Source organism: Tardiphaga sp. P9-11, assembly GCF_008329525.1.
Classification (GTDB): domain Bacteria; phylum Pseudomonadota; class Alphaproteobacteria; order Rhizobiales; family Xanthobacteraceae; genus Tardiphaga.
This window is the reverse complement of the sequence record NZ_NPKQ01000002.1, coordinates 1,168,121-1,185,975: the sequence shown is the minus strand read 5'-3', so window position 1 is coordinate 1,185,975 and position 17,855 is coordinate 1,168,121. Positions and strand designations below refer to the sequence as shown.

The 17,855-nt window shown below is 61.6% G+C and carries 16 protein-coding genes; 7 read left to right on the top strand and 9 right to left on the bottom strand.

Going from position 1 to position 17,855, the window contains the following annotated elements; all coding sequences use genetic code 11:
* Nucleotides 1-2: 2 nt before the first annotated feature.
* The gene (locus CIW50_RS11895) at nucleotides 3-1,490 is read left to right on the top strand and encodes a hypothetical protein (RefSeq protein WP_149531405.1); all 1,488 of its coding nucleotides are present in this window, start codon (nucleotides 3-5) and stop codon (nucleotides 1,488-1,490) included.
* A gap of 3 nt (nucleotides 1,491-1,493) precedes the next feature.
* Here CIW50_RS11895 and CIW50_RS11890 read toward each other — a convergent pair whose 3' ends face one another.
* Complete coding sequence (locus CIW50_RS11890; protein ID WP_149531404.1) at nucleotides 1,494-2,816, bottom strand: ATP-binding protein; 1,323 nt, start codon at nucleotides 2,814-2,816, stop codon at nucleotides 1,494-1,496.
* Between the two features lie 10 nt (nucleotides 2,817-2,826).
* A complete protein-coding gene (locus tag CIW50_RS11885; RefSeq protein WP_093760564.1) occupies nucleotides 2,827-3,564 on the bottom strand; it encodes a response regulator in 738 nt (245 codons plus the stop codon).
* Nucleotides 3,565-3,734: 170 nt separating this feature from the next.
* On the opposite strand from CIW50_RS11885, the gene CIW50_RS11880 reads away from it, so the two are divergent.
* From CIW50_RS11880 to CIW50_RS11870, 3 genes are all read left to right on the top strand, one after another.
* Nucleotides 3,735-4,337, top strand: a complete 603-nt coding sequence (locus CIW50_RS11880) for a hypothetical protein (protein WP_149531403.1) — start codon at nucleotides 3,735-3,737, stop codon at nucleotides 4,335-4,337.
* Nucleotides 4,338-4,524: 187 nt separating this feature from the next.
* A complete protein-coding gene (locus CIW50_RS11875) occupies nucleotides 4,525-4,902 on the top strand; it encodes a PRC-barrel domain-containing protein (RefSeq protein ID WP_149531402.1) in 378 nt (125 codons plus the stop codon).
* Nucleotides 4,903-4,981: 79 nt separating this feature from the next.
* Entirely contained in the window at nucleotides 4,982-5,533 is a 552-nt protein-coding gene (locus CIW50_RS11870) for a PRC-barrel domain-containing protein (RefSeq protein WP_149531401.1), read from the top strand.
* 88 nt (nucleotides 5,534-5,621) lie between these two features.
* Here the strand turns inward: CIW50_RS11870 and CIW50_RS11865 are convergent, their stop codons facing one another.
* The 6 genes from CIW50_RS11865 to CIW50_RS11840 all read right to left on the bottom strand — a co-directional run bounded on the left by CIW50_RS11865 (nucleotide 5,622) and on the right by CIW50_RS11840 (nucleotide 12,175).
* Nucleotides 5,622-6,839 (bottom strand): ABC transporter substrate-binding protein, encoded by a 1,218-nt coding sequence (locus tag CIW50_RS11865; RefSeq protein ID WP_149531400.1) that lies wholly within the window; start codon nucleotides 6,837-6,839, stop codon nucleotides 5,622-5,624.
* A gap of 125 nt (nucleotides 6,840-6,964) precedes the next feature.
* Nucleotides 6,965-8,515, bottom strand: coding sequence for a DUF4403 family protein (locus tag CIW50_RS11860; protein ID WP_149531399.1), 1,551 nt, complete (start codon nucleotides 8,513-8,515; stop codon nucleotides 6,965-6,967).
* Between the two features lie 74 nt (nucleotides 8,516-8,589).
* Nucleotides 8,590-9,285 carry a L,D-transpeptidase gene (locus CIW50_RS11855; RefSeq protein WP_149531398.1) on the bottom strand — a complete coding sequence of 232 codons (696 nt, stop codon included), beginning with the start codon at nucleotides 9,283-9,285 and terminating at the stop codon, nucleotides 8,590-8,592.
* A 217-nt stretch (nucleotides 9,286-9,502) separates the two neighbouring features.
* Nucleotides 9,503-10,357: an ABC transporter permease gene (locus CIW50_RS11850; RefSeq protein ID WP_149531397.1), complete on the bottom strand. Its 855-nt coding sequence runs from the start codon at nucleotides 10,355-10,357 to the stop codon at nucleotides 9,503-9,505.
* A gap of 1 nt (nucleotide 10,358) precedes the next feature.
* Nucleotides 10,359-11,162: an ABC transporter ATP-binding protein gene (locus CIW50_RS11845; RefSeq protein WP_172980295.1), complete on the bottom strand. Its 804-nt coding sequence runs from the start codon at nucleotides 11,160-11,162 to the stop codon at nucleotides 10,359-10,361.
* Nucleotides 11,163-11,164: 2 nt separating this feature from the next.
* On the bottom strand, nucleotides 11,165-12,175 hold the full coding sequence (locus CIW50_RS11840; protein ID WP_149531396.1) for an ABC transporter substrate-binding protein: 1,011 nt from the start codon (nucleotides 12,173-12,175) through the stop codon (nucleotides 11,165-11,167).
* Nucleotides 12,176-12,648: 473 nt separating this feature from the next.
* On the opposite strand from CIW50_RS11840, the gene CIW50_RS11830 reads away from it, so the two are divergent.
* Nucleotides 12,649-13,896: an extensin-like domain-containing protein gene (locus tag CIW50_RS11830; RefSeq protein ID WP_149531394.1), complete on the top strand. Its 1,248-nt coding sequence runs from the start codon at nucleotides 12,649-12,651 to the stop codon at nucleotides 13,894-13,896.
* A gap of 9 nt (nucleotides 13,897-13,905) precedes the next feature.
* On the opposite strand, the gene CIW50_RS11825 is transcribed toward CIW50_RS11830, so the two are convergent.
* Nucleotides 13,906-14,538: a TetR/AcrR family transcriptional regulator gene (locus CIW50_RS11825; RefSeq protein ID WP_149531393.1), complete on the bottom strand. Its 633-nt coding sequence runs from the start codon at nucleotides 14,536-14,538 to the stop codon at nucleotides 13,906-13,908.
* Nucleotides 14,539-14,723: 185 nt separating this feature from the next.
* Here CIW50_RS11825 and CIW50_RS11820 point away from each other — a divergent pair, with 185 nt between their 5' ends.
* Nucleotides 14,724-15,956 carry an HlyD family secretion protein gene (locus CIW50_RS11820; RefSeq protein ID WP_149531392.1) on the top strand — a complete coding sequence of 411 codons (1,233 nt, stop codon included), beginning with the start codon at nucleotides 14,724-14,726 and terminating at the stop codon, nucleotides 15,954-15,956.
* Between the two features lie 14 nt (nucleotides 15,957-15,970).
* Nucleotides 15,971-17,554, top strand: coding sequence for a DHA2 family efflux MFS transporter permease subunit (locus tag CIW50_RS11815; RefSeq protein ID WP_149531391.1), 1,584 nt, complete (start codon nucleotides 15,971-15,973; stop codon nucleotides 17,552-17,554).
* The last annotated feature ends 301 nt before the right edge of the window (nucleotides 17,555-17,855 follow it).

Below are 17,855 nucleotides of genomic sequence, written 5' to 3'. Positions count from 1 at the left end.
GCATGACGATGTCCGCCACCCATTCCTCTGAGACCCGCAAGACGATGCACGGGCTACTCCCGCTCTGGGCGGGGATTGCGGTCTATACGCTGTGGCTCGCGGCAGGCAACGCCCTCCTGAGAGATCCGGACGCGTATTGGCAAATCGCAGTCGGGCAGTGGATCCTCGATCATCACGCGGTGCCGACGACGGATATCTATTCGTTCACGATGTATGGCCAGCCATGGATTTCCACACAGTGGCTGGCTCAAGTTCTCTACGCGGTCGCCTATGCTGGCGCTGGCTGGACCGGCGTGGTGGTTCTTGCTGTCGCTGCCCTGGCCGTGACAATGGCGCTGCTGGCGCGCTTTCTCGATGAGCGTCTACCCGCCGCGGCGACGATCATTTTCGTCGCGACCGCCCTGGCGCTGATGGCAGGGCATGTTGTTGCGCGGCCGCATCTGCTGGCGATGCCGGTCATGGTGGCATGGGTCGCCGGCCTCGTGAATGCGATGGATCGCAAGAGCGTGCCATCGTTCTGGCTGCTGCCGCTGATGGCGCTATGGGCCAATCTGCACGGCGGCTTCATTCTCGGATTGGCGCTGATCGGCCCGATCGGGATCGATGCGATCTGGCATGCACCGAAGACGATGCAGCGCGCGCTGCTGCTGCGCTGGGCGCTGTTCGGCATGGCCGCGCTCGTGGCGAGTTGCGTGACGCCTTATGGCTGGGACGCGCTGCTGGCGTCACGTCGCATTCTCAATCTCGGTGAAGCGCTGGCACTGATCGGCGAATGGCGGCCTGCGAATTTCAATCATGCCGGGCCGCTGGAACTGACTGTGTTGGTCGCGTTCGCACTGGCGCTATGGCGCGGCATCACACTGCCGCCGATGCGCATTGTGCTCGTGACTGGCTTCGTGTTCATGGCTCTCAGCCATGTGCGCAACGCCGAAGTGCTGGCGCTGCTGGCGCCGCTGGTGCTGGCAGCGCCGCTCGGCCGGCAGATTGGCGGACCTTGGATGCCGGAAGCCGATCATGCTTCGCCGTCTCGGAACCTGTTGTTGGCCGGCATCGTGATCTGCCTGATCGCCGGGACATTCGCACTGGCCTCTGTGCAGCGCTACGTGCCGCGTGAGGAGGCTGCGCCCGCAAAGGCGGTGACTGAACTCCAGAAGCTTAACCTCAGCCGCGTGTTCAACGACTACGACTTCGGCGGCTACCTGATCGCGCGTGGTGTGCAGACCTTCATTGATGGCCGTACCGAATTGTTTGGGACCAAGCTGATGGTCGAGCACAACAATGCCAGCGGCCTGATGGAGCCTGACAATCTGTTCCGGCTGCTGAAGGATTACGACATCGAAGCGACTTTGCTGCGAACCCAGAGCGCGGCGACCAAGCTGCTCGATCGTGTCGATGGCTGGGAGAAGGTCTATAGCGATGACATCGCCACGGTTCATCTGCGCAAGCCGGGGGCGGTCCACAGCGTCGCGCCTGCGGTGAAGGCGAACTGAGCGCTACGCTGCGGCTCTGTCCGTATCGCGTGCGGGCAGCGTGATACGGACGATCAGGCCACGCGGCTGACGATCCAGCAGCGTCAATTCGCCGCCATGGGCCAGCGTTACGGCGCGGGCAATCGACAGGCCGAGGCCGAAGCCGGCAGCTTCATGATCCATGTTGCGAGCGTCGTCGCCGCGCACGAAAGGCTGCAGCATCGCGCTCTTCTGTGCATCGGAAATGCCGGGACCGTCATCGGCGACGTCGATGATGGCGCCGCTCTCGGACATTGTCAGAGAGATATTCGCTTCGGAGCCGAACTTCACGGCGTTCTCGACCAGGTTGGTCACCGCGCGATGCAGATCGTCGGGCCTTGCCATCGCCATGGCATGGGACGGACCCTGATAGGTCACCATATGGCCGATGTCGGCGAATTGGTCGGCGATCAGCTGCAGGGTTGTGGCGATATCCGTCAGCGTCATCTCTTCCAACCGGCGGTCGTTGCGCAGGAACGACAGCACAGCTTCGAGCATCGATCGCATCTGGTCGAGGTCGCGCAGCATGTGACGGCGATGGCCGTCGTCCTCGATGAATTCCGAGCGCAGCCGCAGCCGGGTGATCGGCGTGCGCAGGTCGTGGCTGATCGCGGCCAGCATCTTGGTGCGGTCGTCGATGAGTGTGCCGATACGCTCCCGCATTCGGTTCAGAGCGCGTGCCACCGATCGAATTTCTTCGGGGCCGCGTTCGGGGAGAGGTTCGGCCGAGCCGCTGAGGCTGAATTCTTCGGCCGCTTTCGCAAAGGCCGAAAGCGGTGCCGCCAGCATGCGCGCTGCCCACAGGCCCAGCAATGTCAGGCTGATCACGACAAACAGAAACGTCAGAACCCAGGGACCGCCCAGAAAGAAGCCTGGTCGCCGCTCCGGCAGGCTATTGAAGGAGAACCTTTCGCCGTCCGGGAGGGTGATCCCGATCCGGTCCGGCGCGCCATCGATCGTCAGCAGTCGCGCGTCGGAGCCAAGCAGCCGGCGTAAGCTGTGGCGCGGATAGTCGGGGCCGTTGTCGGCGATGGCCGCTGCACCCGGAGGGACCGGCCGGATGTCGAACTTGGGAAAGGCGTTTTTCAGATTGACCAGCAGTTCCGGGCGATCGGCGATCGGTGTGGCCTTCAGCAAGCGAACGATCGCGAGCAACTCACCGTGGCCACGATCCCGCTGCTGATCATTCGGGTCTGGCCGCATCAGTGTGAACAGCAGCGAGAGGACGATGTGGATAGCCACGATCGACATCACCACCAGGGCGGTGATCTGGCCGCTGATCCGACGCAGATTGAGGACGCTGAACATCTCGATGAAACTAGTTGGTCGTTGCAGTCGCGACCGCTTCCACCGTCGGCGTAAACATGTAGCCGCCCGAACGCACGGTCTTGATCATTTGCGCGTCCTGCGGGTCGACCTCGATCTTGCGACGGATCCGGCTCACGAGCACGTCGATGCTGCGTTCGAATGATCCGGCGCTGCGGCCTTGTGTGAGATCGAGCAGGCTGTCACGGGACAGCACACGGCCCGAGCGCTCGACAAAGGCACGCAGCAGATCGAATTCGGCCGACGTCATGGCGACGCGCGCGCCTTCGGGATTGCGCAATTCGCGAAGGCGCAGGTCAATCTGCCAGCCAGCGAATGACAGCGCCGTGGCATTCGGCGTGGCGCTGGCATTGAGCGCCGTGGCCTGTCGGCGCAGCACCGCATTGATGCGTGCGAGCAGTTCGCGCGGATTGAAGGGCTTTGGCAGGTAATCATCGGCGCCCATTTCGAGGCCGAGGATGCGGTCCACATCTTCGCCGCGCGCGGTCAGCATGATGATCGGTAGTTGCGACTCAGCGCGGACCTTGCGGCACAGGCTGAGGCCGTCTTCGCCGGGCAGCATCACGTCGAGGATCAGCAGGTCGACACGGGTGTCGGCCATCACCTTTTCCATCTCGCGCCCGTCGGCAGCGGTGGTGACGTTGCAGGAATTGGTACGCAGATACTTCGCGATCAGCGTACGGGTTTCGCGGTCGTCTTCTACGACCAGGATGTTCGGTACGTTTGCCATGCGAACTCTTTTGGCCGGGATCGGCGCGGGCTGCAGAAGTTTTTTGTTTCGGACTATTGCTGGTGTCCGGGGCGCAACAACCCGCAACATGTCAGCAAGGCAATAACAAGACCTCGTTAAGAAGGTTAACCGCAAGTTGCGAGCACTAAGCAAGCACCTTGGAGCAGATCATGACCTCTATCTCGGCTGCGTCCAGCAGTTCCTACCAATCCCCCCTTCAGAAACTGCAGCAGGAGCTGCAGGCCGAGCTTTCCTCCGGAAAGATCAGCAGCGGCGATCAGGATGCGCTGTCCTCTGCTTTAACCGATATCGACTCGTCGCTGCAGGCCGACCGTTCGGGCCAGAGCAGCGGCACCCGGCCGTCACCCGACGACCTCAAATCGAAGATCGACGACCTGGTCAGTGCCCAGGTTTCTAGCGGCAAGCTAACCTCGGACCAGGCCACCGAATTGCAGGGTGTGTTCAAGTCGGCCTTTGCCGATGGCGGACCGGGCGGCGCTCGCGGCGCCGGCGGTCCACATCGGGGCGGCGGTTCCGGCGGCCCTCCGCCGTCGGACAGCGCCGGTAGCAGCAACGGCACCGATAGTACAGACAGTACAGACACTACAGACAGTACGAGTAGTGTCTCCGATATCATGAAGCAGTTCCTGGACTCGCTGAAGCAGTCGCTGGAGGCCTCGTCCTCGACCTCCTACAGCGCGAGCGGGACCAACGCGACGGCATCCAGCAGCAAGACGTCCTTCACTGCGCTGCTGATCGACTACCAGACCTGATAGTACGACCGCGAGGCGGACAACCAAGGCGACGCCACCATCTTTCTTGAAAGGGAAAGGTGGTGGTTCTTTTTTTGCGCATTTCCTTCCAAGTTTTTCTTCCGAGTTTCTACTTTTCCAGACCTTTGCCGGAACAAGGATCACGTCTGTTCATTGTTATCCCTTCAATTGATTTGTGGAGGCGACAATGACACCCGATGTCATGATGAAGCCGCATAGCCTGATTGCGAGTGATCGGATCGAAGGAACGGCGGTGCGGCGTCCAAACGGTGAGCGCATCGGCCATATCGAGCGGCTGATGATCGACAAGATCAGCGGCAAAGTATTCTACGCGATCCTCAGCTTCGGCGGCTTTCTCGGCCTCGGTGCAAATCTGCTGCCACTGCCCTGGGCGCGATTGGCCTTTGATCGCAAGCTCGATGCCTATCAACTTGATATCAGCGAAGAGGAATTGCGCAGCGCACCGTCATTTACCGAGCAGCGCGAATTCGACTGGGGCGACAGGTCGCAGGAAGAAGCACTGCACCGCCACTACGGTGTTGCACCCTATTGGGGCGAATTCTAACGACCAATTCTGGCTGGAACCGGAACTGTCATTGTACCTCCGCGTTGGTTTCGGACATCCACAACGACAGGAGGAACATATGTTCAGGAAATATATGACGGCTGGTATCGTTGGTTCGGCGCTGCTGGCAACCGCGGCGTTCGCGCAGAGCCCAAGCACTACGACAACGACGACAGCCACCGCCGCTGCGCCGGTCACCGCATCCGATGTGACGTTCAATGGTAACTGGCGTACATCGAAGGTGGTCGGTTTGAGCGTGTATAACGAAGCCAATGAGAGCCTCGGTTCGATCAACGATCTCCTGACCGACAAGCAGGGGAACATCAAGGCGGTGGTGATCGGCGTCGGTGGTTTCCTCGGTGTCGGCGAACGCCTGATCGCCGTGCCTTATGACAAGATCAAATTCGTGAACGAACCGGTCGCGACAACTATCTCATCGACTGGCGGTTCGTCGGGCATGAAGTCGACATCGCCGCCAAGCGGCATGACCACGGGCGCAGCCACCTCGGGGGCAGCTCCCACAGCCGCTGCGCCGGCCAAGGCGAACCCCTGGTATCCCGACCATGCGGTGTTGAGCGGCGCCAGCAAGGATCAGCTGAAGGCGATGCCCGAGTTCAAGTATTCGACCTAAGGCGGTCCAGCGTAGTTTAAGTAAATGAGAAGGGCGCGTCCGATTTCCAGGCGCGCCCTTTTCGTAGCGATTAGCGGTTACTGCCGTTCTATGACTTGTCCTTCACCAGCGGGCAGCCGCCTTTGTCAAGCGGACGGAACGCTTCGTCGCCGGGGACTTCTGCAAGCAGCTTATAGAGATCCCATTCACCCTTGGACTCTTCAGGCTTCTTCACTTCGAACAGATACATCTCGTGAACCATGCGGCCATCCTCGCGGATTTTTCCGTTCTTGGCGAAGAAGTCGTGGATCGGCGTAGCCTTCATTTGTGCCATCACTTTTGGCGCCTCGTCGGTACCGATCGCGTCGATGGCCTTCAGGTAGTGCATGGTCGCCGAATAGAGACCAGCCTGGATCATCGTCGGCATATGCCCGACCTTCTCATTGAACCGCTTGGAGAAGGCGCGGGTCTCGTCATTCATGTCCCAATAGAATGCGTCGGTAGCGATCAGGCCTTGCGCTTCTTTGATCCCGAGAGCGTGCGTGTCGGTGATCTCCTGCAGCAGCGCGATCATCTTCTGGCCACCCTTGATAATCCCGAATTCCGCAGCCTGTTTCAGCGCATTCGTGGTGTCACCGCCGGCATTGGCCAGCGCAACCACCTTGGCCTTGGAGGCCTGAGCCTGCAGCAGGAACGAGGAGAAGTCCGACGAGTTGAGTGGATGCTTGACCGCGCCGATCACCTTGCCTCCGGTCTCCTTCACGACATTGGCAGCATCGCGCTCCAGCGCCGCGCCGAATGCGTAATCGGCCGTGATGAAGAACCAGCTGTCTTCGCCTCGCTTCACCATCGCCTTTCCGGCAACATTCGAGAGTGCATAGGTGTCATAGGTCCAGTGCACGGTGTTCGGCGAACATTGCGCGCCGGTGATGTCCGAACTGCCGCCGCCGGAATTGATGTGAATCTTGTTCTTCTCGCGGGTCAATGCCGAGATCGGCAGTGCGACAGACGATGTCGGCACATCGAAGATCGCGTCGACCTTGTCGTTGTCGTACCAGTTACGCGCGATGTTGACGCCGACGTCGGGCTTGTTCTGATGGTCCGCAGAAATCACCTGCACCGGCTTGCCTTTGACCTTGCCGCCATGGTCGGCGACGGCCATTTCGGTCGCAACAACCGACCCCTTGCCGGTGGCGTCCGCGTACAGGCTCGACATGTCCGTCAGCACGCCGATCTTGACGACGTCGTCTGAAATTTGAGCGTGGGCAGTCGAAGATATGAATGCAATAGCAAGGCCGGCCACAACTGTGGCGGTAAGTGACTTCATGGGCGTGCTCCCTGGGCTTCTCGCTGCTTGTGCAGCTTGGCTAGCGCCAGCACCCTGCGCCCGTTCATTTTGAGGGGCAAGAACGAGGCAGAGCAGTTTTCCGTGATCGGTCGATTCGTGGGGCCTTACAGATTGGGCAACGCCGTCACATTCACATTGATGGCGCCGTCGGCTTCCGCGATCACCCGTAGCGTCTTGGAATCGAAAGCGATGCCACCAAGGCGGAGGCTGCTGATTTCGGCGCCGACGCGGATGCCGTTTTCGTTCTTCTGGAAATCCGCGATGACGGCGGCGATCTTCTTTTGCGCATTCGAGGCAAAGGGCTTCAGATCGATGGTCGCACGTTCGGCCAGCGTCTTCTGCAGCAATGGCATGGCTGCACGCGCCGCTGCACCGAGCAGGCCGAAGGCCGCTTCAGATTCAACGGCGAGTTCCAGATCGGTGAAGCGCAGCGTCTGTGCCGCCTGATCGAGCGCGGGCTTGCCCCAGACATGGACGGTTGCTTCGCCGCCGAGGCCGAACCAGCTCTGCTTCTCCTTGGCATTCACCAGCAACGAGATGAGCAGGCGGTCGCCGGAGGCCGAGACAGTTGCCTTCTTCACCGTCACCGCGACCGCACCGGAATTGTCTTCCGGGAATGTCTTGCCGGCGAGCTGCGCCTCGATGATCTTGTTCAGTTCGGTGAACGGCATGTCCACGGGCACACCGATGCTGAGTTTGCCGGGGCCGGGCGGCACGATGGCGAGTGTGGCAGGGAACGGACAATTCGGCTGCGTCTGTGTTGAGGTCACGCGTGTTTCGGCTTCGACGCCGAGCGTCAGCGTCATATTGCTGGCGTCGATGCGCGGCTGGGCAGCAACGGCACGCGTTGGCTTTAGTTCGAGGAACAGACTTTGCAACGCGCTCGCTCCCTGCAGCGGAATCGACCTGCAGAGCTTGGCCCATTCGCGCCGGGCATTTTGCTCGAAAGCCGGATCGTTGCGCAGCCGCTGCTGCACGGCGGCGATCTGCTCGTTGACCGCATTGTCGATCATCGGCTTGACCTGTGCCGGCACATTGATGCGCGCACCTGCGACCGATGCACTGGTGTCGCCGAGCGTCACTTGAGCGGCCAGGTTCGGCTCGATGCGCCAGTTCGGGGTTAGCCGCGGCTGCGCCGAGACCACCACATTGCCGCGGATTTCCGCATTGGCGTTGACGTTCTTGATGTTGATGTTGCCGAGCTGCTTGGCAACATTGCCACCGAGCAGGTTGCCGAGTGCGCCGCCCAGGGCGTCGCGCACATTTGTCGAAATGGCGCCACTGACGTTGAGCGTACCAGTCAACGGCGTCGACATGGTCAGCGTGTCCTGCGCGCCTGTGGCCGCGATCGGACCGCGTGCGGCGGTCCATTTGATGTCGGCATCCTGAAGCAACTGCTGCGCGGGATTATCCGCAGTGCCATTGAAGCTGCGCGGCGCGCCGCGATCGGCGGCATCACGGATCGCAGTGAGTGCGATGGCGACGGGGGCGACGATACTTGAGCTGCGCGTAGGCGAAGCCGGCAGCGGCGGCAATGCGACCAGCACCGGCGCCGAACCGGCGCTGCGCGGGGCCACATAGTCCATCACCTTGAGGGCCGCCACGAAAAAGATGGCGACCAGCACGGCGCCGATCAAAATTGGTTTTAGACGCATGATGTCCCCGCTCGAAAACGCGGGGACACTACAATGCCAGGACGGCGCGCGCCAGTTGGGAGCCGCGCCTCATATTAGCCGCGTTTGCCACTTGCGCTGTCTGCACGGCGGTCCATCGGCAGCACGACAACCTTGGTGCCGACAGTGACGCGAGAATACAGATCCGAGACGTCCTGATTGGTGAGGCGGATGCAGCCCGACGAGACCTGCGTGCCGATGGTCTCTGGCATGTTGGTGCCATGGATGCGATAGATCGTGCCGCCGAGATACATGGCGCGGGCGCCGAGCGGGTTGCCGGGACCGCCGGCCATGTGGCGCGGCAGATAGGGCTGGCGCGCGATCATTTCAGCAGGTGGTGTCCATGCCGGCCATTCGGCCTTGCGGGTTACGGTTTGTACGCCGGACCAGGTGAAACCATCGCGGCCGACGCCGATGCCATAGCGGAGCGCCTGACCGTTGCCGAGCACGTAATAGAGATAGGTGTTTGGCGTATCGACGACGATCGTGCCGGGGGCTTCGCGGGTCGGATAGTTCACGACCTGACGCTTGAAGCGCGCGGGCTGTTCGATGGCCGGGCGTTCGTCATCCATCTGCGGAGACTGCATATAGGGCGAGGGTTCGACCTGCGCCGGCGGCGTCATGAAGAACGGAAACAGCGGTAGCGGCGTTGCGGCTGCCGGATGGGTAAAGGAGAAAGCGCCGGCAATGAGCGCGCCAATGGCAATGGCGGCACGTCGGATTTTGCGTTCGAAGGAAGCGAGGGTGATCATGGGAATCTCCGTTTGAGCGCCTGTGAGTGAGCGCCCGTTCGGCGCCTCGTTGGCAGGAGATGTACCCAGCGGCCGTTTCAGGAGATTTGCGTCAATTCGGCAAAACGGTTTCGTCGCGGCGGGGAAATGTGTCATCGCGAGGGAAGCGGACAACATTGTTGCATCGGAAATGACCGCCGGCGCGCCGATTTGAATCAAGCGCGCCGGGCTTCGGTCGTCACTCGTTAACGGTGGTATCCGGGCGCCAGGTCAGCAACCGGTTCTCGATCATGGTCAAGATCCATTCGGCCAGCAGCGCTACGATCGCAATGACGATCATGGCGGCGAACACGCCGTTGGAATCGAACGAACCTTGAGCTGTGGCAATCAGAAGCCCCATGCCCTCGCGGGCGCCGAGGAATTCGCCGACGATGGCGCCGACCAGCGCGAATCCGAACGACACATGAAGGCTTGCGAGGATCCATGACAGCGCCGAGGGCAGCACCACGGCGCGGGTCATCTGCCAGTTGCTGGCGCCTAGGATGCGCGCATTGGCGATCAGGTTCTTGTCGGCCTCGCGCACGCCCTGGAAGGCATTGGCGAACACCACGAAGAAAACCATCACGACGGCCAGCGCGATCTTCGATGCCGCGCCAAGGCCGAGCGCCACGATGAAGATCGAGCCGAGCACAACGCGCGGAATCGAATTCGCGACCTTGATGTAGATCGAGAACACGTCGGAGAGGAGCTGGTTGCGCCCCAGCGCTATGCCGCACAGGATGCCCATGGCCGAGCCGATCAGGAAGCCGGCGCCGGCCTCGTAGATCGTCACCCAGATCTGCTTCCACAGCGGGCCGATGGAGGTGCCGTTTTCGGTCCAGTCGATCAGCTTGGTGACGATGCCGGATGGCTGGCCGAAGAAGAACGGATCGATCACGCCGAGGCGGACGCCGAATTCCCAGCCGCCGATAAGGAAAACGAGAACGGCCAGCCGCAGCGCGAGCACGAGGCGCTGGTGGCGGCGCATACGCTGCACAGCGGTTTCGATACGGCCATCGGCGGCGAGGGGGGCGGTCACTGTTGTCTCGGTCATGTCAGTGTCCCGCCCGTGCGCGCAAGACTTCCTCGCGCAAGTCGTCGGAAATCTTTCGCGCAATGGCGATGAAGCGTTCGTCGTAGCGCAATGTCGCGACATCGCGCGGGCGCGGCAGGTCGATTGTGTGCACCGACTTCACGCGCGCCGGTCGTGTGGTCAGCACGGCGACGCGATCGGCGAGCAGGATCGCCTCGTCGAGATCGTGGGTGACGAACAGCACCGCGGATTTCGCCTGCGCCCACAGCTGCAGCAATTCTTCCTGCATCAATTCGCGGGTTTGTACGTCGAGCGCGGAGAACGGCTCGTCCATTAAAAGAACCTGCGGATTGTTGATGAAGGTCTGCGCCAGCGCCACGCGCTTGCGCATGCCGCCGGAGAGCTGATGCGGATGATGATGTTCGAAGCCCTTCAGTCCGACGCGAATGATCCAGTCGCGTGCGGTAGCTTCCGCCTTGTCTTTCGGTACGCCGCGAAACAGCGGTCCGGCCATGACATTTCCGAGCACGTCGCGCCACGGAAATACGGCGTCCTGCTGGAACACGAAGCCGACCCGGCGATCGACTCCGGTCACGGGTGAATCGAATAACGTGACTTCGCCGCCTTGCGGGCGGGCGAGGCCGGCGATCAGCCCCAGCGTCGTCGACTTGCCGCAGCCCGTCGGGCCTACCACGGCCATGAATTCACCGGGCGCGATGCTGAGGTCGAAATTCTCCAGCGCGGAGAGAACGTCACCGGAAGGCGTGACAAAGCGGCGCGCGACGTTCTTCAGCGCCACGGCGGAGGGCGATGCAATTGCTGACATGCTCAGTTCGTCGCGTTGGCTTTGACCACGAAATCCGTGGTGTAGGTCTTGGCCAGATCAATGGTCTTGCCCTTGAGGTTGGGCGAGAAGCTGTTCAGCACGCTTAGCACCGACTCCGGTGCGCCGGCTGGCATCATGCCGTCGACCGAATATTGCGGCTTGCCTTCGCGCAGACCCTGCACATAGAGGTCGAGTTCGCCGGCATAATAATCCTTCGGCATCTGGGCCGCGATTTCCTCTGGCGAGTGGCTGTTCATCCACTTGAGCGTTTTCACGAAGGCATTGACGACCTTCTGTGCTGTCTCCTTGTTTGCCTCCATCCAGGCGCGGTCCATGTAGAGGCAGGCTGCGGGGTAGTCGCCGCCGAGCGCGGCGCGCGTGCTTTCCGGCGTGCGCAGATCGATGCCCACTTTGGCGCTACCGTTCTTGACAGCTCGAGCCACGGTTGGCTCCGTCGTCATGCCGGAGACGATCTTGCCCTGCTGCATCGAGGCCAGGAACGTATCGCCGGCACCGACCGGCACCAGCGTGTAATCCTGGACTTTCAAGCCCGCTTTGGCGGCCAGTGCGCGAGTCAGGAAGTCGGTGGCGGAGCCGAGACCGGTAACGCCCAGCGCCTGGCCTTTCCAGTTGGCGGGATCCTTAAGTCTGTCTGCATCGGCGGCTTTCACCAGCACGACTTCACCCGGCGCCACGGCGAACTGCACCACCGAGGTGATGAACTTGCCCTTGGACTGCAGGTCGATGGTGTGATCGTAGAAGCCGACCACGCCCTGAACTTCACGCGCGAGCAGGGCGGTCGCGGCCTGCGAACCGGAGGTCGAGTTGAACAGTTCGACGTCGAGACCCTGTTCCTTGAAGAAGCCGAGCTGAGCTGCAAGCTTGGCCGGCAGATAAATCTGCTTGTCGATGCCGCCGACCATGATCTTGATCGGAGTTTGCGCAGCCGCGGGGGCTAAGAATCCAGCGGCGGACACAACAACGACAATAGCGGCGGCAAAAATTCTGCGCATGAACGTTTCCTGACTTCTTCAATTTGGCGCTGTTCTGTTGCGCGACCGGTCGCCCCGGTCGGCGCGCAGCGCTCGTAATGGAGGGCATCAGGCCTCTGCCTGCGTCAAGCTGTCAATCGGCTATTCGCAGGGCACAGACGACAAAGGGCGCCCGCTCTTGGGAGCAGGCGCCCGAGATGAGAAAATTTCTTGGGATTGGGGCTCTACAATACGCCCAACACGATGGCGCCGACAAAGACGATCGCTGCATAGGCGGTCACGAGGCTCAATTGACCGATGACAGTCATGGGAACCCTCCCTTTTTCTACGTTGCCGCGCGAGTTAACGCGGAAGTAGGCGGTGCGTTCCCGCAGAAAACGAGAGCGGTGCTGACCAGTTCTCAGTGGAACCATGTGAGCGGCCGCAACATGGTGAATCAAACGTGAATTCAATGCGTTGAAGAGTCTTTAAAACATTTGGACCACCTTGCGCGAATGACGCGCAGAGTTCGTTTGTATCTCGTCGGCTCCGTCGTCCTTGTATCGCTTGCGGGTTGCGGACGCGGTCTGTTTCAGACCCAGGAACGTGAGCCATGGCGTGCCGAGGCAGAAGTCGCATGTCTCAAATCCGGCACGGTGAAAGAGGGGGCTGATCTCGTTCGGATCAACCCGATTTCCGGGCCCGGTGTCTGTGGCGCAGAATTTCCCTTGAAGGTGGCGGCGCTCGGCGAGTCGAGCAGCAGCTACGGTTTTGCCGATGAAAGCCTGCGGCCGCCCGGCGGCATCGACGGCGCGAGCCAGCCGCGCTGGCCGGTTCAGCCGCAACCACAACCGCAGATCATGACGCGTCCGGCGAACAGCTATCCGAATTCCTATCCGCAAGCGGCGCCCCAACAGCCATCCTCTGGAGGCTCGTCCTATGGCGGCGCTGCCAATAGTGGCCCGATCTCGCTGAACGCGCCGGGCGTTCCGCCCGACAGCGAGGACGAAATCGAATTGCCGCCGGAAGGTTCGCCGCAGACGATGCGCGCGCCGCAGCAAGAGCAGCCGCGCGCGCCATACGGCCGCTATAGTTCTGGTGTCCAGAGCCCGCCGCAGGATTATGCCCCACAGCGTCTCGGTCCGGGGCAGGGTAATGTCACGGGCTCGGTCGGCCCCGTTGTCGTGAAGCCGACGGCGACGCTGGCCTGTCCGATCGTCTCGGCACTCGACAAGTGGCTCGCGGAGTCTGTGCAACCGGCGGCGATGCGCTGGTTCGGCACCCGCGTCGCCGAGATCAAGCAGATCTCCGCCTATTCCTGCCGCGGCATGAACGGCAATTCGCGCGCGCATATTTCCGAACATGCCTTCGGCAATGCGCTCGACATCTCCGCCTTCATTCTTGCCGATGGGCGTACGATCTCGGTGAAGGCAGGCTGGAAGGGCATGCCGGAAGAGCAGGGCTTCCTGCGCGATATCCAGGGCGGCGCGTGCCAAGTCTTCAACACCGTGCTGGCGCCGGGCTCCAATGTCTATCACTACGATCACATTCACGTGGATCTGATGCGTCGGGCCAAGCGCCCGGTGATCTGCCAGCCGGCTGCCGTGTCGGGCGAGGAGATTGCCGCGCGCGCGCAAAGCCGCAATCCCTATGCCAGCCGCAACAACAACGACTACGGCGGCGTGACGGGCTCGATCGGGCGCACGGCCAAGAAATCGACGCGCAAATCGCCTGACGACGAGGACTTCTACGAGAACGAATAAGCGAGCGCGTCAGATGCGGTAGGCGGCGAGGAACATCCGCACGGCGCTGTCGACGACCTTGTCGATCTCCGCGCGCGTGGGTGTCGGCTTGGCCTGGAAGATGAAGGGCTGAAACAGCGTCGCCTGGCAGGACATCATGAATTGCGCGGCGGCAAGTTCGGTATCCGTGATCGCCAATTCCTTCGCAGCCACACGGGCATCGAGATAGGCCGCGACCTGCCGGATCGCGTGTGCCAGCACCGCTTCATAAAAGCGTTTGCCGACATCGGGCATGCGTTCCGCGATGGCCATCACGGTGCGGATCGCCGAGCCGCCGCCGGGCCGGCACAGCAACTGAATATAGGCACGGCCGAATTCGGCGAGCGTGGTCACCGCATCCCGTTCGGGATCGAGATTGAAGACGGCCTTGCCCTGTTCGAGCTTCTCCTGCTCGACGATCGCCTCGAATAGCGCGCTCTTGTCGGTGAAATAGACATAGAGCGTGCCCTTGGAGACGCCGGCGGCACGCGCGATCTCGCCCATGCTGGCGCCGTCGAAGCCCAGATCCAGGAAGACTTTTCGCGCACCGTCGAGAATCTGCCGGCGCTTGGCGCTGTCTTCCTCGCCGACGGGCGAGAGCGAGGCATGGTGGGAAGCAACCATTCATTCAGCCTGTTCGATGAATCAGCGAAATACCGTTCCGAAGTGAACTGGAATAACGCGAAATCGTGATGAACTGGCCAAACTCTATCTTGACCGAACCGTTCGGTCAATTTACATATTGCCGCAGCAAGCGAGAACCCGGTCAGTCCGGAGGTCTCCGCATTTTACATGCTTAGGAGGCCGAAATGGCCGGACCACGCGACCAGGCTGCCCGTATCATTCGCCCAGAAGGCGAGGCTGACAGCGCGCCGGTGCGCGTCGTGTCGCCGGCTGCGGAGGAGCCCGCTGCCCGCGGTCCTGCGGATGCACCCGCACCTGAACAACCCGCCACAGCAGCACCAGCCGCGACCGCGCAGACCGCTGCGCCAAAATCCGGCAAGAAGAAAAAGGTGCTGCTCGGCGTCGGCGCGCTGCTCGCCATCGCCGGCGTCTATTACGGCGTGAACTATTATCTGGTCGGTCGCTTCATCGTCTCGACTGACGACGCTTATGTCCGCGCCAGCAACACCACGCTTGGTGCGCGCGTGTCGGGCCATATCGCGCAGATTCTGCCGGGCGACAACGTCGCGGTGAAGGCCGGTGAGGTGATCTTCAGGATCGATGACGGCGACTATCGCATCGCTGTCGACGCCGCCAAGCGCAAGATCGACACCCAGAAGGCCACCATCGAACGGATCGGCCGTCAGGTCGGCGCGCAGGAAAGCGCCGTCGAGCAGGCGCAGGCGCAGCTCGCATCGGCCGATGCCGCCGCCAATCGCGCCGTGCTCGAATTCGACCGTCAGGAAACGCTGAGCAAGCAGGGCTTCGCCTCGCGCTCGGTCTACGAGACCTCGCAGTCGAACCGCGACCAGACCTCGGCTGCCGTCAAGGCCGCGAAGGCATCCGTCGACGCGGCCAGGAGTAGCGTCGAAGTGACGAAGGCGCAGCAGAACGAAGCGCGTGCGCAACTCGCCGAATTGCAGAGCGCGCTGGACAAGGCCGTGCGTGATCTCGACTTCACGACCGTGAAGTCGCCGGTGGATGGCATCTTCTCCAACCGTCTCATCTCGACCGGTGATTTCGTTTCGATGGGGCAACGCCTCGGCAATGTCGTACCGCTCAACGACGTTTATATCGATGCCAACTTCAAGGAGACGCAGCTGCGCCGCCTGAAGCCGGGCCAGCCGGTCTCGATCGAGCTCGACGCCGATAGCAGCCGCGCCATCGAAGGCACGGTGGAGAGCCTCGCGCCGGCCGCCGGCTCGGTGTTCACGCTGCTGCCGCCTGATAACGCCACCGGCAACTTCACCAAGATCGTGCAGCGCGTGCCTGTGCGTCTCAGGGTGCCGGCTGATGTCGCCAAGGAAAACCTGCTACGCGCCGGCATGTCGGTCTATGTCCGCGTCAACACCAAGCCGGGTGCAGAACCCGCGCGCTAAGTCAGGACAAGCAGATGTCCACGACCACCACCATGTCAGGCGCACCGCCGGCCACTCCGGCTGCGGATTATGTCGCGCCGAAACGCCTGATCGCGTTTCTGATCATGGTGTTCGGCATGTTCATGTCGATCCTGGACATCCAGATCGTCTCGGCATCGCTGTCTGAAATCCAGGCCGGATTGTCCGCATCGTCCAGCGAAGTCTCCTGGGTGCAGACGGCCTATCTGATCGCGGAAGTGATCGCGATTCCGCTGTCCGGCTTTTTGTCGCGCGCACTCGGCACGCGGTTGCTGTTTGCGATCTCGGCCGCCGGATTCACTTTCGCCAGCCTGATGTGCGGCTTCACCTCGTCGATCGAGCAGATGATCCTGTGGCGCGCGATCCAGGGCTTCCTTGGCGCCGGCATGATCCCGACGGTGTTCGCCTCGGCTTATACGGTGTTTCCGCGCTCCAAATTCCATATCGTCGGCCCGATCATCGGTCTCGTCGCAACGCTGGCGCCGACCATCGGACCCACGGTGGGCGGCTACATCACCGATGCGCTGTCATGGCACTGGCTGTTCTTCATCAATGTGGTCCCCGGTATCGGCATCACCATCGGCGTGCTCGCGCTGGTGGATTTCGACGAGCCGCATTTCGAACTGCTCGATCATTTCGACTGGTGGGGCCTCGGCTTCATGGCGGGTTTCCTCGGTTCGCTGGAATATGTGCTGGAAGAGGGGCCGCGTAACGACTGGTTCGGCGACACCTCGATCGCCATCTTTGCCGTTGTTTGCGTCGTGTGCTGCGTGGCGTTTTTCTGGCGCGTGCTGACGGCGAAAGAACCGATCGTTGACATCCGCGCCTTTACGGATCGCAATTTCGCGCTGGGCTGCACTTTCTCGTTCTGCGTCGGCATCGGCCTCTATGGCCTGACCTATCTCTATCCGCGTTATCTCGCCGAAATCCGCGGTTACAGCGCGCTGATGATCGGCGAGACGATGTTCGTCTCGGGTGTTGCGATGTTCCTGACGGCGCCGCTGGTGGCGCGTCTGATGCAGAAGATCGACATGCGCTATCTCATCATGGCGGGATTGTTGCTGTTCGCTGCCGGCACCTGGCAGATGACATGGGTGACGCGCGATTTCGATTTCTACGAATTGCTCGTGCCGCAGATCCTGCGCGGCATCGGCATGATGATGGCGATGGTCCCCGTCAACAACATTGCACTCGGCACCTTGGCGCCGCAGCTGCTGAAGAACGCCTCCGGCCTGTTCAACCTGACACGCAATCTCGGCGGCGCGCTTGGTCTTGCGCTGATCAACACCGTGCTCGATCACCGCACTGATTTTCACATCACGCGGCTGCACGACAAGGTCACCTGGGGCAACGCGCAGGCGGTCGAGATGCTCAATATGTTCACCCAGAAGTTCCAGGGCATGGGCGACGCCTCGCGTATGGCGATGAAGCAGCTGTCGCAGATCGTTCACCGGCAGGCTGTCGTGATGAGCTTTGGCGACGCGTTCTTCGCGCTGTCGGTGTTCTATGTCGGGCTGAGCCTGATGGTGATGCTGCTGAACAAGCCCAGCAATCCCGCCAATGCGGGCGGCGGCCACTAGAGCGTTTTCGAGCGAAGTGGATTCCGGTTCGCGTCAAGAAAACGTGTTAAAACAAAAAACGAGAGCGGCTGGAGCGGTTCTATCACCAGCCGGCGTTTTCCTGTTGGCCATCATGTTGCCAAAAGTCAGCGGCACATCTATAAAACTACCTTCCATTGCTCGAACCCGAGGGAGAGTCTGCATGAAGTCGATTGATCTGCTCTCCGGAATTCTCGGTTCGATGCACGCATGCGGATTTATGCGGGCTCATTGAGCCCCGGTTCCGCCTCTGCCGGTCGGGCCTGATGTCCTGATCATCCTG

Excerpts from the sequence above, each read along its gene's own strand:
- CIW50_RS11895 (WP_149531405.1), top strand. The coding sequence starts at position 3 with ATGACGATGTCCGCCACCCATTCCTCTGAGACCCGCAAGACGATGCAC.
- CIW50_RS11890 (WP_149531404.1), bottom strand. The coding sequence starts at position 2,816 with ATGTTCAGCGTCCTCAATCTGCGTCGGATCAGCGGCCAGATCACCGCC.
- CIW50_RS11885 (WP_093760564.1), bottom strand. The coding sequence starts at position 3,564 with ATGGCAAACGTACCGAACATCCTGGTCGTAGAAGACGACCGCGAAACC.
- CIW50_RS11880 (WP_149531403.1), top strand. The coding sequence starts at position 3,735 with ATGACCTCTATCTCGGCTGCGTCCAGCAGTTCCTACCAATCCCCCCTT.
- CIW50_RS11875 (WP_149531402.1), top strand. The coding sequence starts at position 4,525 with ATGACACCCGATGTCATGATGAAGCCGCATAGCCTGATTGCGAGTGAT.
- CIW50_RS11870 (WP_149531401.1), top strand. The coding sequence starts at position 4,982 with ATGTTCAGGAAATATATGACGGCTGGTATCGTTGGTTCGGCGCTGCTG.
- CIW50_RS11865 (WP_149531400.1), bottom strand. The coding sequence starts at position 6,839 with ATGAAGTCACTTACCGCCACAGTTGTGGCCGGCCTTGCTATTGCATTC.
- CIW50_RS11860 (WP_149531399.1), bottom strand. The coding sequence starts at position 8,515 with ATGCGTCTAAAACCAATTTTGATCGGCGCCGTGCTGGTCGCCATCTTT.
- CIW50_RS11855 (WP_149531398.1), bottom strand. The coding sequence starts at position 9,285 with ATGATCACCCTCGCTTCCTTCGAACGCAAAATCCGACGTGCCGCCATT.
- CIW50_RS11850 (WP_149531397.1), bottom strand. The coding sequence starts at position 10,357 with ATGACCGAGACAACAGTGACCGCCCCCCTCGCCGCCGATGGCCGTATC.
- CIW50_RS11845 (WP_172980295.1), bottom strand. The coding sequence starts at position 11,162 with ATGTCAGCAATTGCATCGCCCTCCGCCGTGGCGCTGAAGAACGTCGCG.
- CIW50_RS11840 (WP_149531396.1), bottom strand. The coding sequence starts at position 12,175 with ATGCGCAGAATTTTTGCCGCCGCTATTGTCGTTGTTGTGTCCGCCGCT.
- CIW50_RS11830 (WP_149531394.1), top strand. The coding sequence starts at position 12,649 with ATGACGCGCAGAGTTCGTTTGTATCTCGTCGGCTCCGTCGTCCTTGTA.
- CIW50_RS11825 (WP_149531393.1), bottom strand. The coding sequence starts at position 14,538 with ATGGTTGCTTCCCACCATGCCTCGCTCTCGCCCGTCGGCGAGGAAGAC.
- CIW50_RS11820 (WP_149531392.1), top strand. The coding sequence starts at position 14,724 with ATGGCCGGACCACGCGACCAGGCTGCCCGTATCATTCGCCCAGAAGGC.
- CIW50_RS11815 (WP_149531391.1), top strand. The coding sequence starts at position 15,971 with ATGTCCACGACCACCACCATGTCAGGCGCACCGCCGGCCACTCCGGCT.